This is a genomic window from Vibrio sp. L85 (assembly GCF_963871815.1).
Taxonomy (GTDB): Bacteria; Pseudomonadota; Gammaproteobacteria; order Enterobacterales; family Vibrionaceae; genus Vibrio; species Vibrio harveyi.
This window is the reverse complement of the sequence record NZ_CAWMYL010000176.1, coordinates 254,839-270,477: the sequence shown is the minus strand read 5'-3', so window position 1 is coordinate 270,477 and position 15,639 is coordinate 254,839. Positions and strand designations below refer to the sequence as shown.

At 44.2% G+C, this 15,639-nt stretch carries 11 protein-coding genes; 3 read left to right on the top strand and 8 right to left on the bottom strand.

Annotated elements, in window-relative coordinates; all coding sequences use genetic code 11:
• Positions 1-33 precede the first annotated feature (33 nt).
• The 5 genes from AACR11_RS18665 to AACR11_RS18645 all read right to left on the bottom strand — a co-directional run bounded on the left by AACR11_RS18665 (position 34) and on the right by AACR11_RS18645 (position 4,282).
• Positions 34-429, bottom strand: coding sequence for a DUF2391 family protein (locus tag AACR11_RS18665; protein WP_005448769.1), 396 nt, complete (start codon positions 427-429; stop codon positions 34-36).
• The gene (locus AACR11_RS18660; RefSeq protein WP_005448770.1) at positions 422-1,282 is read right to left on the bottom strand and encodes a tetratricopeptide repeat protein; all 861 of its coding nucleotides are present in this window, start codon (positions 1,280-1,282) and stop codon (positions 422-424) included. The genes AACR11_RS18665 and AACR11_RS18660 overlap by 8 nt, the downstream gene beginning before the upstream one ends.
• Positions 1,283-1,474: 192 nt before the next feature.
• Positions 1,475-2,038, bottom strand: coding sequence for a GNAT family N-acetyltransferase (locus AACR11_RS18655; protein ID WP_029790154.1), 564 nt, complete (start codon positions 2,036-2,038; stop codon positions 1,475-1,477).
• A 14-nt stretch (positions 2,039-2,052) separates the two neighbouring features.
• Entirely contained in the window at positions 2,053-2,640 is a 588-nt protein-coding gene (locus AACR11_RS18650; RefSeq protein WP_029790153.1) for a class I SAM-dependent methyltransferase, read from the bottom strand.
• A 124-nt stretch (positions 2,641-2,764) separates the two neighbouring features.
• Positions 2,765-4,282 (bottom strand): phospholipase D family protein, encoded by a 1,518-nt coding sequence (locus tag AACR11_RS18645; protein WP_029790152.1) that lies wholly within the window; start codon positions 4,280-4,282, stop codon positions 2,765-2,767.
• A 582-nt stretch (positions 4,283-4,864) separates the two neighbouring features.
• Between AACR11_RS18645 and AACR11_RS18640 the strand changes: the two genes are divergently transcribed.
• The 3 genes from AACR11_RS18640 (at position 4,865) to AACR11_RS18630 (ending at position 9,742) form a co-directional block, all read left to right on the top strand.
• Positions 4,865-6,022, top strand: coding sequence for an efflux RND transporter periplasmic adaptor subunit (locus AACR11_RS18640; RefSeq protein WP_009697217.1), 1,158 nt, complete (start codon positions 4,865-4,867; stop codon positions 6,020-6,022).
• Between the two features lie 13 nt (positions 6,023-6,035).
• On the top strand, positions 6,036-9,194 hold the full coding sequence (locus AACR11_RS18635; RefSeq protein WP_029790151.1) for an efflux RND transporter permease subunit: 3,159 nt from the start codon (positions 6,036-6,038) through the stop codon (positions 9,192-9,194).
• 281 nt (positions 9,195-9,475) lie between these two features.
• A complete protein-coding gene (locus AACR11_RS18630; protein WP_079324984.1) occupies positions 9,476-9,742 on the top strand; it encodes a hypothetical protein in 267 nt (88 codons plus the stop codon).
• A 705-nt stretch (positions 9,743-10,447) separates the two neighbouring features.
• Here AACR11_RS18630 and AACR11_RS18625 read toward each other — a convergent pair.
• The 3 genes from AACR11_RS18625 to AACR11_RS18615 are packed head-to-tail and all read right to left on the bottom strand — an operon-like array spanning position 10,448 to position 15,517.
• Positions 10,448-13,549, bottom strand: coding sequence for an efflux RND transporter permease subunit (locus tag AACR11_RS18625; RefSeq protein ID WP_079324982.1), 3,102 nt, complete (start codon positions 13,547-13,549; stop codon positions 10,448-10,450).
• A complete protein-coding gene (locus AACR11_RS18620; RefSeq protein WP_079324980.1) occupies positions 13,546-14,874 on the bottom strand; it encodes an efflux RND transporter periplasmic adaptor subunit in 1,329 nt (442 codons plus the stop codon). The genes AACR11_RS18625 and AACR11_RS18620 overlap by 4 nt, the downstream gene beginning before the upstream one ends.
• On the bottom strand, positions 14,861-15,517 hold the full coding sequence (locus AACR11_RS18615) for a TetR/AcrR family transcriptional regulator (RefSeq protein ID WP_005449834.1): 657 nt from the start codon (positions 15,515-15,517) through the stop codon (positions 14,861-14,863). Before AACR11_RS18615 ends, AACR11_RS18620 begins: the two co-directional genes overlap by 14 nt.
• Positions 15,518-15,639 lie beyond the last annotated feature (122 nt).

Genomic DNA, 15,639 nt, shown 5'->3' with positions numbered 1-15,639 from the left:
GGGCAATTAGCCCCTAGTGACGAGAATGTGGTTCTATTCTTTATCAAAACTATCGACGACGATAGCGCCCATTGAAGCTGGCATGGTTATGACTATTACGCGTTTAAGAGCGATAATTGGGTCGGTAAACATTGGCAATTTGTTGATGCAAAATAGAACCAGAGCAACAACTACAGCGGCAATAAAATAAGCAATCACGACACGAAAAATAAATACCGTAATACGAGTCTTGATGTTGCTTTGAAATACACTTTGATAGGCGAAAAAACCTAAAAAGAGTACTGAAAGGCTAAACAACATCAGTAAGTTAATAAAAGGCAGGCTTTCTCCTAGTCGCCATGCCTCTTCCGAAAATGAAATTGGCACGGCTAAAGCAAAAGCACCAACGAGAACTTGGCTGGCGTCTTCGAGATTGAAGTGGCTACTCATGCTTAGACTCTGTAGTGTTACTTGTGAGAAGTTGCTCGAAGCGTTCATGCCCATGAAGCAGTTCCAGATCTTGCTCTTCAGCTAACAAGTCGCGAATTGATGGACTGGCATCTATTGCACGCTCCAAATCTTCAATCGCTTGTTCTTCAATGCCGAGTCGAGAGTACGCACATGCACGTTGATAAAGCGCCGGTCCGTTAGTGTCATCTACTTCCAAAACGCGATTACATAAGCTCAGTGCCCAGTGGTATTCTTTGATCTCCATTGCGGCATCTGCTTTGTAAGTCAGTGCTTCCAAATCGCCCGGGCGAATCAGCAGAATCTCATCGTAGATATCGATACGTTGCTCTGGAGTTTGTGAGCTTTGTGCACGAAGCCATAAGTTATGGATTTCGTTGATTTTCTCGATTTCTTTGTTGTTCTCGCTGATGATGCGAGTTTTGCGTTTTAAGTCGCGTTCTAATGCTAGGAACTTTTTCTCGTATTCCTGAGCGATTTTTTCTAGTCGCTTGTCTGCCATTTCTTTGGTGTTGTGTTTAAATTCACGCAGTGACTGCCAACCGACAAAGGCAATTAGCGATGCAACACCTGCGATGATATAGAAGAAGTAGGTGACGGTGACGTTAGCGTAGTTCAATGATTTATCGGCTACGGTAAGTTCGCGGTCGGTGATCTCGACGACCATCCGTCGTTCTAAATCCTGTTGTTCCTGACGTAGAGACTTTAATTCGTCGAGGATATAACGTTCCATCAAAGGGCGATCTAAAAGGTCGGATTCTGAATACTTTTCTTCTGATGCTAGAGATGGGAAAGAGAGTAGAGCAGCGAAGAATATGCCGATGATTAAGCGCATAGAACGTCCTTTTGCGTCGAGAGTGGATGGATCTCTGAAACCATAGCAAATAGCGACTATGTTTAGCAAAGAACTCATGAAAAACACTTGTTTTATAATGTGTTCTGACGAGTCATTAGCTTTTCGTCTTGTGGCGGGCTATCTCACTTTGTAGGGCGTTTGCTCTTTTTACTCCGGTATTGTGTAAGTGATCTATGCGAATTGATCTGGGCTGAACATGCCTTGGATCAGTGTTTGCCACTCTTCTTTCAATACGCCATATTTGACCGAGTCGTAGTATTCGCCTTGGTAATAACGCACTTTACGAATTCGTGCTTCTTGCTGCATGCCGAGTTTCTCCGCACAGCGCATCATCCTCGGGTTACCTGACCATGTGGTTAATCCGACTCGCTCTATCTCTTGTGTATCAAAGATATGGCTTATCCAAGGCACCAATGCGCTAAAACCTAACCCTTTGTTCCAGTAGTTAGAATCGTAAATGACGATCCCAGCTTCTAACCAACGCGTGCTCTCGCATTCCCAATACCAACTTACAGAGCCAACAGGTTTACCCTCGAACTCAATCAATAACATGTCTTCACCTTTTATTAGGCGTTGTAAGGTGTTGTTACGAAAGCCTTCCAGTGTCGGAGTTTGATATGGAAAGTAAGGACCATTGAATTTAGCCCATCGTTCATCTCCAGTAATTAACTGATATAGATTCTTTGCTTCTTCAGGGGTCGCGCGTCGCAGTGTCACGCCTTGGAAATGGTACATAGCTTACCTTTTAATTAACGTTTAATGGCGGTGACGCTGAACGTGTGCCAATGCTTTGTGTGTCCAACAGCTGTTGTGCCATCTTCATCTCGTTCGTGAAAATGAAGTATTTCATAACCTTCAAACAAAGCTTCCACTTTCTCTTTGGTGAAAGCACAGATGTTGGGGTGAGTATCTGCCTCAACCCAAGAATCGTTGATTCCTAACAAGTCGCCACAAAATACGCCGTTAGGTACTAATGCTTTGTTGATTTTTTGCCAGACCTTGGCGAAGTGTTCGCTAGGACAAAAGAACAAACTGGCGCTGGCGATAAATAAACTGCAAGCAGGATACGTAAAATCACTAAAACAAGAATGGGATATGGAATAGTGAGGGTTGCCTTCAAAGCGAGTTAAGCAGGTTTCGACAGCGTCTTGATGCGCATCGAAAGCATGAACGGTGTAGCCTCGACTAAGAAGATACTGAGAGTCTCTTCCAGTTCCACATCCCGCATCTATAGCGGTTTTATTATCGAGAGTAAGTAAATTCGCTGCACGCTCGACGTTGGGACGGTGCGGCTGCTGCGCGACCTTTTGATAATATTCGTTCCATTTTACTGACATCGTGATTCCTTTTTCACTCTTCTATTTTTGTCGTATTACGTTTCAATAGAACACGACTCCCTTATGTTCTGAGCGGTGGGCTATTTTCTCTGGTTTCTGGTATTCAGCAGGCGCATAACGAGGGTTATAGCTGATCTTCAATTGGAAGTATGCCAGAGAACCAAGCGCCCATTTTTCTCCATACACTGGCTTCTGGCTCCGAATCGAATTCTTCACCAGTTTCCATATCAACCCACGCTATGTCGCCATCTTTGATTACGATTTTATAGGCATTTTCTCTGAGCTGTTTGGGCAACTGCGCTAAGGATTTTTGCACGTATTCAGGTTGTTCGATGACGACTGCCATTTCGGTATTGAGTTCAGCGGAACGTGGATCCCAATTCATGGAACCAACAAACAGAGTTTTACTATCGATCATCATGGCTTTGGCATGCAAACTTGCTCTGCTACTGCCCGTGAGACTCCATTTACTTTTGATTTTTGCGCTGGCTTTCACTTCCCAAAGCTTGATCCCAGCTTTAACCAAGTCTTCTCGGTATTTCGCATACCAACCATGAACGGCAAACACATCGTTCGATGCCAAGCTGTTTGTGACTATTGTGATGTCGATACCTCGCTTTGCCGCGTCCGTCAGTGCTTTTGTCCCAGATTTTGTTGGCACAAAGTACGGGGATATTAGTACAAAAGAGTTATCTACGTTTGCTAACAGTTCACTGAGGTTGGCAACAAGTTGGCTTTCTTGAGTTGCAATCTTATCGGGCAAGTCGAACCAAACTTCACCTTGTCCCCAGTATAAATTTAACTTGCCCTGTTGCAGTTCTTCGTAAAGATCGAGTTCTTTAAAATTATAAGGACCAGTAGAGAACTTTTCTTCTAATTTCAAGTTCTTAACTTGAGTTTTAATGGCATCGTCGGCAACTCTTTCTGATTCAGGCACAATCCATTCCATTGGGATCGCATACAAGCTGTTCCAGTAAAGGTCGAATTGATCCGCGGTTTGTGTCACAGCCTCGCCATAAAGCATGACATCGAAATCGCCGAATTCGACATTAGATTCAAAAGAGAAGTATTCATTGCCAATGTTTCTGCCACCAACAATCGCGGAGACACTATCTGATATTAGTGACTTGTTGTGCATACGACGATTAAGGCGGTCAAAGTCACTCGCAAGAGCAAATACGCGCGCGTCTCGGTATTGATGAGGATTGAACAAACGAATTTCGATGTTAGGGTGAGCATTCAGTTGCGCCATACCTTCATCATTGCGTTTTTGCATGTCATCCAGCAATAGGCGAACACGTACACCGCGTTGAGCGGCTTCATACAATCGCCATGTCATCAGTTGGCTAGTTTCGTCGCTACGGTAAATGTAGTACTGCAAATCCAAACTTTTCTCGGCGGATTCAATCAGAGCTATTCGAGCAAGAAGTGCGTCATTGCCTTGGTTTAGTGGATAAAAACCGGTATCAGAGTCTGGATCTTTGTCGTAGCTTTCAAAAAAATCAGCCAAAGCAGAATCATTTTGATAGCCAAATTGAAAGCTGGTGGATTTCTCACTTGGATCTCTGGGTTGAATGGATGAACACGCTGAGACCAGTAAGAGCATAGAGCCCAAGAGGGCTTTTGAGAGAGAACGTCGCAATGCACACTTCCTTGTTTATCATAACCTTTTGATTATATATCAAGCGTTGGTAACTGGTAATGCGAGCGGGTTAGGTTAAGTCGCAGTTTTCACATTCAAGGCAAAGAGCGCGAAACCACATTTAATGCATGAAAATGGAATATTATTCAGGCGGACAATATCATGTTTTTAACTTATGTTTTGTTGGTAAATGGTTAATATCACTAATATCTGGTGGTAATTACCAACACTGAACTACAAAAAATAGCTAGATTAATTTAACTTATTGATATTTAAAAAGTAAACGATTGGCACACCTATTGCGTATAAACGGTGAGTGTGAGAGGTCGTAACTTGCGAAAGTGGTTAAGTTTTTGTTAATTTTATTAACTTGCCATGGATAGTTCTTTTGTGATCGATAGTCACAAAAACAGCGGAAGCACGGCTCTTTTATAAAGTTGTCTATTTCAGATGCAAATATCTCACTGTTTGTCCGCGGGGAGTGTAAGGTCCAGTTACAAAATCTCGGATTTTTAACGTGGTCTTAAGGCGAATGCCTGATGGGGATGAATAGGAGAATACAAAAATAAAAAAGGATTTTTGATGTTAGCAAAACCAGTATTACGTTGGCTTTTACCCTTCGTCGTGATGGGGGGGGCTTATGCGGGCTATGCCGCTATCGCTGCGACCGCACCAGAAAAAGAGTCAACCAAAGACACCGTTACTGAACCTACAGTACAAACTTCTTCACTTTTTCCAACCGATCATAAAGTCGTAATCACCAGTCATGGTGAGATGGTCCCTTTTGAGAAAACCCACCTCGCTGCACAAGTCAGCGGTGAGGTCGTGAGTTGGCATCCAAACTTTGTCACTGGTGGCATCGTTAAACGTGGTGAAGTGCTATTCACGATTGAAAGTGATAATTACGAAGCGGCAGTACTCCAAGCTGAAGCCGGTTTAGCAAGCGCTCGTGCAGCTCTAATTGAAGAGCAAGCAAAAGCTGAGGTAGCGAAACGTCAAGCGAAGAAGTTAAGCGATAAACAAATTACAGACCTCTATTTACGCAAACCACAGGTGTTAAGTGCTCAAGCGCAAGTGAAGTCAGCGCAAGCAGCCCTAAAACGAGCAAAGCGTGACCTAGAAAACTGCAAAGTGGTAGCACCTTACGATGCTCTCGTTGTTGAACGCGACATCGGTGTCGGTCAATTTGTTTCTTCTGGTTCTCGCGTGGCTACGTTAAACAACATTGAAGTGGCAGAGATCCATGTTCCGATCGCAGGCTTTGACAGTGCGTTCCTCCCTGACTCCTTAAAAGAACTGCGAGCAACGGTGACCCAACAAGGTATTCTTTCAACAACGAGAGAAGGTAAGGTCGTTCGAGATTTAGGAATGATCGACAGCGCGACACGTATGATCAACATGGTCATTCAGGTGAAAGATCCTTATGGCTTAGATAACAAGCAGCCGCCGATTAAGTTTGGCTCGTATGTCGAAGTGAGTTTCACAGGTAAAGAACTAAAGCACATTTATCGCTTACCACAAGAGTTAGTGAAAAACCGAACGGTTTGGGTAGTGAATGGTGAAAATGAACTGCAGCCAAGAACAGTAAACGTGCTTCGTGCAGAAGGTGAGTTTTTGCTTGTTGGGGAAGGCTTGGAGCAATCAGACATGCTTGTTCTGACTTTGCCTGAGTACCCGCAAAAAGGCATGGCAGTCCAAGTCGCAAAAAAGAATGACGACTCCGAAACCGTCGTACAGTAAGTAGGAGTCAATCATGGAAGAGAATCAACAAAAAGGCATTATTGCCTATTTTGCCAATAACTCTGTCGCTGCAAACTTAATGATGGTGTTCATCATCGTAATGGGCATCGTGAGTTTCTTATTCATTCAACGCCAAATGTTCCCGAATGTTGAGGTCAACTACATCAATATTCGTGCTGCTTATCCAGGTGCTTCTCCACAAGAAATTGAAGAGAGTATTTTGGTGAAAGTGGAAGAGTCGATTAAAGACGTCACCGGCATCAAAAAGACGGTCGCACGCGCATCCCGAGGCAGTGCGCATGTGTCGATTGAAGTGGATGTGAACGCGGACATCAAACGTGTGTTGGACGATGTAAAGCAAAGAGTGGACACCTTATCCAATTTGCCTGCGGGCATGGAGCCGATTAACGTTTATCAAGTGGAGTGGCGGCAAGAAGTGATTGAGATGGGGTTAGTCGGGGACCGACCTCTTGAAGAGCTCAAACCTATTGCTAAACAAGTCGAAGATGAGCTTCTGCAACTACAAAACGTTATGTTAGTGGATCTCAGTGCGCCAGAGGAAGAGATTGCGATTGAAGTCGACCCACTTGTTTTGCGTAAGTATGATCTAACACTGAATGACGTGAGTAATGCGATTCGTCGCTATTCTGCTAACTTCTCCGCAGGTGAGGTGAAAACCAACGCAGGTATGATTGCGGTTCGTATTGAGAACCAGTATTACCATGGCGATGAATTTCGAAATATCCCCGTTAAACTCGGCGCAAATGGCGCCAAGGTGTTACTGCAAGACATTGCAACCATCAAAGATGGCTTCACAGAAGAAGATCGTTACTTTGAATATTCAGGTCAAAACGCAATTTACATGGCGGTTCAAGCCACGCGCGACCAAAACATCATTCCTGTTGCAGAGTCTGTTCGTAACTATATTGAAGCAAAGAACAAAACGTTACCTAGCGATATTCAGTTAAAAGTACTGGTTGATATGACCTATTACCTCAATGGTCGTCTCGATATGATGCTGAAAAACTTGCTTCAAGGTGCGGCGCTTGTAGCGATCATGCTGAGCGTGTTCTTGCGTTTCCGCTTGGCGATGTGGGTAATGTTAGGGCTGCCAGTGTGTTTCTTAGGCGCAGTGATGATGATGCCCATGCTTGGTATCACTGTAAATATCGTTTCTTTATTTGCCTTTATTATGGTACTCGGTATCGTTGTCGATGACGCTATCGTGACTGGGGAAAGTGCTTATAGTGAAATCGAAGAGAAGGGCGGTGGTGTCGAAAATGTTGTCACTGGCGTTAAACGTGTTGCTACCCCAGCTACCTTTGGTGTGTTGACTACGATTGCGGTATTTGCACCTTTCCTGCTTTCTAGTGGTATTGATAGTGCTTTCTTTTATGGCATTGCTGGTGTTGTGATCCTGTGTCTTACCTTTAGTTTGATTGAATCTAAGTTGATTCTTCCGGCTCACTTGGCGCATACGAACTTCAAACCAATCAAACCAGATGGATGGCGTGATAGCTTTAACAAGCGTTTCTTTGGTTTTGTGAATGGTCCTTACCGTAGTTTTGTTAAAGCTTGTACGCATTGGCGCTGGACTGTATTTGCCTTCTTCTGTGGCTTGCTTCTTATTAGTGCAGCCTTGGTGAGTTCTAACTATGTGCGTGTGATTCCGAATCCAAAGGTACCAACGGATTATCCTGCGATTACGATTGAAATGAATGACACGGTATCGAGTGAGCAAACCATTAATGCGCTAAAAACCATTGAAGGTGTGATGCAAGAAATCGAAGATCAGATCATCGATGAATACGGTCAAGGTATGATTCGTGACGTGCTGTCTTACAACCGCAGTCGTACTGAAGGTCGCATTCTTGTGCCACTTGTCGATGAAGAATTACGTCCATTTAATACCTTTGAGCTTGCGCGTCGTTGGCGTGAAGCTATGCCTGTGATTCCGGGAATGAAGAGCTTTAAGATCCGTGAGCAAAGTGCAGGCGGTGGTGATCGTGATGAGTTTGGTTACTTATTGTTTGGTTCGGATATTAACGAGCTGAATGAAGCTGGTCGTTACTTGATTGGTCGACTGCAGCAAGAAGAAGGTTTGTATGACGTATCTTCGTCTATCGATTCCGGTAGCAAAGAAGTTCTACTATCACTTGCTCCAGTTGCTTACGACCTTGGTTTGGATCTGACGATGATTGCAGAACAAGTTGGTGGCAGTTTCTATGGTGGTGAAGCGCAGCGCATTATTCGTGATGGTGAAGAAATCAAAGTCATGGTGCGTTACCCGCAATTGACTCGTGAAGCGTTTTCTTCTTTACGCTATGCAGTGATCACGACGCCAGCAGGGAAAAAGGTCATGCTGGGTGATGTGGTTAAGATCAACGAACAACCGGGTGTGAGTAGCATTCGACGAGAAGGTGGTTACCAAACCGTTTACGTTTATGGTTCTATTGATGAAGAGTTGGTTGAACCTCAAGAAGTTGTGAAGGTAATTGACGACAACATCTTACCGGACATGAAGCAAGCTTTCCCGAGTGTGAAAACGGAATTGGGCGGTGATATTGAAGAGCAAGCTGCACAGCGTAACGAGCAAATCATGTTCTTCATTGCAGGCATGATCATCGTATACATCTTGCTGGCTGTGCCGTTGAAGAGCTATACCCAACCGCTGATCGTCATGTCGGTGATTCCGTTTAGCTTAACAGGTGCGATTTGGGGACACTTCTGGCTGGATATGGACATCAGCATGATGTCGACGTTTGGTTTGATCGCGGCAGCGGGTGTGGTTATCAATGATTCCTTGGTGATGACAGATTACGTCAACCAGGTGCGTGAAAAAGGCATGAGCATCAAGCAAGCAGTCGTTGAGGCTGGGTGTGCACGTTTCCGAGCGATCACGCTGACATCGATCACGACGTTTGCTGGTGTTTTACCCATCATGTTTGAAACCAGCTTGCAGGCTCGATTCGTTATCCCTATGGCAGTAGCCCTTGGTTTCGCAGTGCTGTTTGCTACTGTACTTACCTTGATTTTGGTGCCTTGTTTGTACCTGATGCTTGAAGACATTAAAAACATCTTCCGAGCAATCAAACGCTTTTTCGGGCGTGTGATGAGTAAGTTCAAGAAGCCGTCAGCGAATACAACTGGTAGAGAAAGTATGCAAAGCTAGTTTCACCTAGAACGAAATTACAAAGCAGTCTTCGGGCTGCTTTTTTTGTACCTTAAGCGAACTGAAATGAACTTCCTATACTATAAATTGAGTGAATGATTAAATATTCATAAATTTGCTTGGTTAATTTAACACTGAGTGTGTGAAATTCGCCACCGAGCAGATGGTGGAAAAATGATGCTTATTTTAAGTTATTGATATTAAAGGTTTAAAAAGTTGGCATTCTATGTGCAACGTATAGGATGCAACCCAATGAACTGCTAATCCCTAAGGAGCTTATTATGCAAAGCGTATTTCTATCTACTCTAGGTCTTATTGCTGTAATGTCATCACCAATCGCTGCTGCTAACACTCTAGACAAAGATGAGTGGAGTGCAGATCTACATCAAGAATTTACAACAATGAAGCATGAGGCAGTTGCGGACATCCAACAAATGAACATGGACGCCATTGATGAACGTGATGAGCGCATTGTTAAACACATCAAAGAACAACAAGCGCAGTTGGTAAAGATCAAGTGCCAGAAGATAGAGGCAACCAAATCTTAAGCTCTGACGTTAAAGATTCCGTGTTAGTCACAAGGAAGCGCGATTAACCAAAGTACATCCGATACAAGGGCGACGTGATGAATTATCGGCGTCAATCTTGTTGCTCTGTTTGCCAATCTATTTAACTAGGTTGGCTTTTTTTGTGTTTACGAGTTAGTGAAAACGAACGATATATCTGGCGACATGATAGGCAACAGTAGTGAGTTGAAATAGTTAGAAAGAAAAAAGCCCGCGAAGAATACCTTCGCGGGCGAAAAAAGGGCACCAATTTGGGTGTCTATTCATTTTGGAGATGGTCGAACGTCCATATCATACTGACAATAGGCTTGGTGAGAGGCTTACCACCAGTGCGACCAACGGGGCTAAAGTTAACATTGTTGTAATCATTGTTAAAATGTTAATTCTTCAATCAATGATTTCATTATCGTTAGTTCAAATTGTGAATGTGTTGTCTGTGTGTGTTTTTACTGTGCTAAATGTCGTTTTTGATAATAAAACTTATCATAAACACGGTGCCTGTCATTTGAATTAGTTATATAAAAGTCAACATATCGCATTCTCAATTGTTCATATTTGCACTTAATGCCTCATAATAACCTTTTAATTGTTACGTGTTTGTGTGGCTTTTAACGTTATTCACTGAAAACAAAAAGAGCGACCTAAGCCGCTCTTGTTTGTTTTGATAAGGAAACTTATCGGATTGTTTTAGATCTCTTCGTGCTTATGAACTAGACCGAAGTCAGCCAAAATGGCATAAGCGGCAGGAATCATAAACAGTACCAACAACGTCGAGGCGAAAATACCAAACACGATAGAGATAACCAGAGGTTGGATAACTTGGGCTTGCAAACTGGTTTCCGTTAGCAACGGTAGCAAACCTGCAGCGGTTGTCATCGAGGTTAGGAATACGGCACGGAAACGTTCTCTACTCGCTTTAACGACAGAATCATGAACATTGTCACCTTCATCTACATGATGGCGTATGTACTGTACTAGCAGGATTGAGTCGTTTACTACGATACCAGCCAATGAGACAAAGCCCATCATGCTCGGCATACTTAAGGAATGCCCAAGCACAATATGCCCCCATACTACCCCGATAAAAGCAAGTGGGATCGCGAGCATGACTACAAACGGTTCCAAGTAACTGCGGAATTGGTAACTTAGGATGGCAAACACGCCAAATAACCCAAGCAAGAAGCCTTTGCCCATAGAGGCTCCGGTCTCGGCGGTGTCTTTAGCTTCGCCTTCAAAGTCGAAACGTAACCCAGGGTACTTCTGCATCAATTTTGGCGCTTCATCTTGTTGGAATTGGCGAATGATAGCGGTTGAGTTTGCCTTGGTGTTGTCGGTATCACCAAATACGCTCACCGTGCGCAATCCATCAATACGTTGGATGCGTACGTAGTTGCGCTGGAAATTCAATGTAGCAATGGTCGCGAGCGGAATTTGGCTACCGTCTGGCAAGATAATCGGAAAGTTCGCCAACTGTTGTAAGTCGCCTGCTTGCGTTTTATCTAGTCGAACTTCTATCGAAATGTTCTCAACGCCGACTTGGATTTCGTCAGCGGTTTGACCAAAAAATGCCGCACGCAGTTGGTTTGCAACAAGCTGACCATTGATGCCATAAGCTTCTGCGCCGGGACGCAATTTAACCAGAACTTCCTCTTTACCCATGCGCATGTCATCTAGCACGCCATGAACACCGTCAAATTCATTAAGATACTGTTGAATATCAATCGAAGCTGCTTTCAATGCATCAAGATCATCATGTTTTGCACGAATTTCTATCGCTCGACCACCCGGTCCCATCGTGGGCTGTTTGAATACCAGAGAGATGGGATCTGCGAGTTCTCCAATATCTTCACGCCATGCTGCGATAAAGTCATCAATGAGAGTGTTGCGGCTTTCTGCCCCTAATAAGTCCAATCTAACTGTTGCGATATGGGGACCTGATTCGTTGGCATCGGCATTCGCGTTGAATTGACTGGTTATGTGTAGTACGAGCGGATTACCGCCTTCAACTTTTTCAGTCCATTCTTTATCGAGCTTTTGCGCTGATGCGACGATCTTATCTACCACTGCCTCTGTTTGGGATAGCGAAGACCCAGGAGGAAGAATGATACGAGCTTCGGCAATATCACCGTCTAGCTCAGGGAAGGGCTGGAACTTAAGCAAACCGCCAATTAACGTTGCGGCAGAAATCAGCAGCAAAGTAATGACACTGCCCATGAAAGCGTAGCGATACTCAACCACTTTATCTACGGCATTAACCAGCGTGGTATTACGGAAGTTCTCAAAAGATGCCAGTAGCTTTTGTTTGAACTTTGGTGTGGTCTTTTCCTGTTTTTGTTTATGCAGTGAATGAGATAAGTGGTTGGGTAGAATCAAAAATGCTTCCACTAAGCTCAAGCTTAATACCAAGATAAGTACTTGCGGAACCGCCTTTAGCACTGCACCCATTTCACCTTGTAGAAACAGCAGGCTACCAAAGATGCAAACGGTGGTTAAGAAGGAAGAAATTACACCCGGTAAAACTTTCTTAACGCCTTTGATAACGGCGTCATCGATCTCTTCGCCTCGGTCAAGGTGAGCGGCAATGGACTCCGCTATAACGATTGCGTCATCCATCATGATACCGATCGCCATTAGCAAGCCGACTAAGGACATAATGTTGATGGATAGTCCAAGCTGTGCCATCAAAAACAAGCCACCTAAAAATGCAACAGGTAAACCGGCGGCAACCCAAAATGAATAGCGAAAGCTAAAAAACAACCACATCGTAGCGAAGACCAAAATGATACCTTGCCAGCCATTTTTGACCATCATAGTAAGACGATCCCAAAGCACTGACGAGAGATCATTGGTCATTTGTAGCATGACTCCGTCTGGCGCAATGGCTTGCTGTTCTTCCACAAATTGAGCGACACGTTCTTTAATTCTGAGAGCATCGTCTTCTTTGTTTTTACTGATCTTTAGAAGGGCAGAAGGGTGACCATCGAAGAGTACTTTCTGCTCATCTAATTCAAAGCGATCTGTAATCGTAGCGATGTCTTTTAAGCGAATGATTGAGCCATTCGGACCTGAACCAACAACAATAGTTTCTAGTTCTTCTGGCGTAACGCGGCGTTCGTCAAAACGAATCAGGAAATTTTTGTCTGGTGTTTCAACATTACCACTTGGTAACTTAACGTTTTGACGACCAATTTGCTCCGCAATATCACCCACACTCAGACCTAATTGTCGAATCGCTTGTGTATCAAGCTCTACCCTGTATTGATGATCCGAGAAGCCTGCCACATCGACCAAAGACACGCCGTAATCGAGTTTTAGTGTGCGTTTAAGTTGTTCGGCATACCCTTTTAATTCCGGCCAAGTCGTATCTGCAGTGATTGCCACATCAACGACAGGCTCGTTCCAGTCCAGTTCTTGAACTACGGGCGACTCAATTTCTTGTGGGAAGTCATTGATCGAGTTAATTTGAGTTTGAACGTCAACGAGCATGCGACCTATATCGGCGTCCTCATTTAACTTTAAGATGAGACGAGCTGACCCTTCAATAGCTTCACACTGAGTTTCTTCAATATTAGCGAGTCCATCTACGGCGTCTTCCATACGAACACAGATACTCTCTTCCACTTCTTGAGGGGATGCTCCTGGATAAACCACACCAGCAAGAATATAAGGGGGATCGAACTCCGGAAAGGTTTCTCGCTTGATGCCAGAGAGGGAAGAAATACCCAAGATAAGCAACGTCAACATCAACAAATTGGCTGCGGTTGGGTGTTTTGCAAAGAATCGGATCATGAGTCGGACCCCTCAGTCACCGTTTGGCTCTGCTCTGATGCTTCCTTCAACAACATGCCGTTGATAGCAGGCAACAGGTCATTAATGATTAACTTTTGACCTTGTTCCAAGGCACCTTCGACAACGACTTGGTTGTCGCGTCGATAGAGTACCTCAACAGTCACGATTTGAAGGCGGTTATCTTCACCCATCAGGTAGATCTTGTCTCCATGGAGCGCGCGTTCAGGAATAACCCAGCTTGGATTCTGTTGTCCTTCAATCAACGCACGTACAAACATACCGTTCACGAGAGGTGGTACAGACGTTGGTTTCAATGCTCGATAATCTTGCTCAATCTCCAATATCACCCCAGCGGTGGCTTGGCTTGGATCCACCGTCTCACTGATACGCGCGACTTTAGCAGACCAAGACGCAGATAGGTTGCCGCTATTAAGCTCAATAATGGCGTGGATAGCATTCATATCAGGTTGTGGGATACCAGACTCATCACGTACAAACTCACCGATGCTTGAAGCAAGGGTTTGCATATCATGTATCGACAGCTGAGCTTCAACTTCCATCACATCAATGCCATGCCCTGTGACCATAGTTTGTTGAAGGTTCACTACTTGATTTTGTTCGATATCCACCAGAGCAATGCGCAGATCATATGGGAGCGTGATGATGGTTTTATCAAGTGAACGTTTCGCCTCATCCACTTTCGAAGCGTTGACCTTAACTAACGCCTCAGCGACACGCTTCTCATCTGGCATCAAACCTATCTGATTTTCAATATCAAGCACCAACTTACGCTGAGAAAGCGCACTTTGCTCTTGTTGATCCACATCAGATTGTGATGTTAAGCCTTTCTTGCGTAGGTTTTGTTTACGAGCAAGTTCCTTGTTGGCGATCACTAAACGATTCGCTTCAATTTTTAGCGTGCTTTTTAAGTTCGCTTCTTCTTGGTTTAGCTTGGCCAGAGAGGTTTGTGCAGACTTAAGGTCGGCTTGAGCTTGAACCAGTTTTAATTCGTAATCGAGTGGATCGATCCTTAAGATCTCCGTTCCTGCTTGTAGTACTTGCCCTTTTTCCAATTGAGGGTGGCGATAAACTACTTTTCCAGTGACTTCGGCGATAGCCTTCCACTCAATTTTGGGTGTAATTTTTCCGAACCCAATAGCGATAGGAGCAATGGCTTTCAGTTCAAGAGGAACAGTTTCGACTAACCTTGCGCGATCCCCCGCAGGTTTTACTGGCAAATCTGGTTTGAGTTTAATTGCCAAAAGCAGAATGACGATCCCGGCAGCAAGGGCAGGAAAGAACAGCAGTTTTTTATTCATTTTCATATTGGTCGCCCGAGTCTAAGAGTCCATGTTTCATCAGTTGTATGTTGTGTTCGAACAACCGGTTCAAGAATGCTTCTGAGAGTTCAATACCGTGTATGGCGAGCAGCGCTGGTGGTGCCATAAAAGGGAAAACCATTAAGCTGATATAAGAGACACGACAAAGTTGCGGGTCAGCTCCCTTTCGCAGAACACCACTGTCGACCAACTTATCGAAGATAACCCCTTGCATTGGTTGGCTGATGTCGGCAAATACTTTTTCAAGTAACTTTCGTTGAGTTTCGGAAGGAGGCATGTGCATGACTTGAGCTATTAAGCGAGGAAACTGCGGCACTTTGATCATTTCTCGGTAATAGGTGCGCATTAAGTCGAGAAAATTTTGCTCACTGCTGTCTGATACGAGAGCTTGCAGTTGCTTCTGCATGGGTGACAGTGTCTCGCGCAGCATCGTTTCAAATAGCCCTTCCTTATTTCCAAAGTAGTAACGAATCATCGCGACATTCACTCCAGCCTTTTGTGCGACCAAACGAGTGGATACTTTGTCGTAGGCCATGATGGTGAAGAGCTCGCGTGCGTGGAATATTAACTTTTCACGAGCATCAATTTGGTCTGTGGGTCTTCCTGCTTTTCTTTGAGCTTTTGTCACCGTTGCCTCTCAAAATATTAAACATTTGATTAATTATAAGACGGCGATTCGTTATACGACATACGAAAAATTCATCGCTATTTAATCAATTGATTAATTTGTGATGAAGGCGACTTCGAGCA

Bases quoted from the DNA above. Each gene is read 5' to 3' on its own strand.
- AACR11_RS18665 (WP_005448769.1), bottom strand. From the start codon at position 429: ATGAGTAGCCACTTCAATCTCGAAGACGCCAGCCAAGTTCTCGTTGGT.
- AACR11_RS18660 (WP_005448770.1), bottom strand. From the start codon at position 1,282: ATGCGCTTAATCATCGGCATATTCTTCGCTGCTCTACTCTCTTTCCCA.
- AACR11_RS18655 (WP_029790154.1), bottom strand. From the start codon at position 2,038: ATGTACCATTTCCAAGGCGTGACACTGCGACGCGCGACCCCTGAAGAA.
- AACR11_RS18650 (WP_029790153.1), bottom strand. From the start codon at position 2,640: ATGTCAGTAAAATGGAACGAATATTATCAAAAGGTCGCGCAGCAGCCG.
- AACR11_RS18640 (WP_009697217.1), top strand. From the start codon at position 4,865: ATGTTAGCAAAACCAGTATTACGTTGGCTTTTACCCTTCGTCGTGATG.
- AACR11_RS18635 (WP_029790151.1), top strand. From the start codon at position 6,036: ATGGAAGAGAATCAACAAAAAGGCATTATTGCCTATTTTGCCAATAAC.
- AACR11_RS18630 (WP_079324984.1), top strand. From the start codon at position 9,476: ATGCAAAGCGTATTTCTATCTACTCTAGGTCTTATTGCTGTAATGTCA.
- AACR11_RS18625 (WP_079324982.1), bottom strand. From the start codon at position 13,549: ATGATCCGATTCTTTGCAAAACACCCAACCGCAGCCAATTTGTTGATG.
- AACR11_RS18620 (WP_079324980.1), bottom strand. From the start codon at position 14,874: ATGAAAATGAATAAAAAACTGCTGTTCTTTCCTGCCCTTGCTGCCGGG.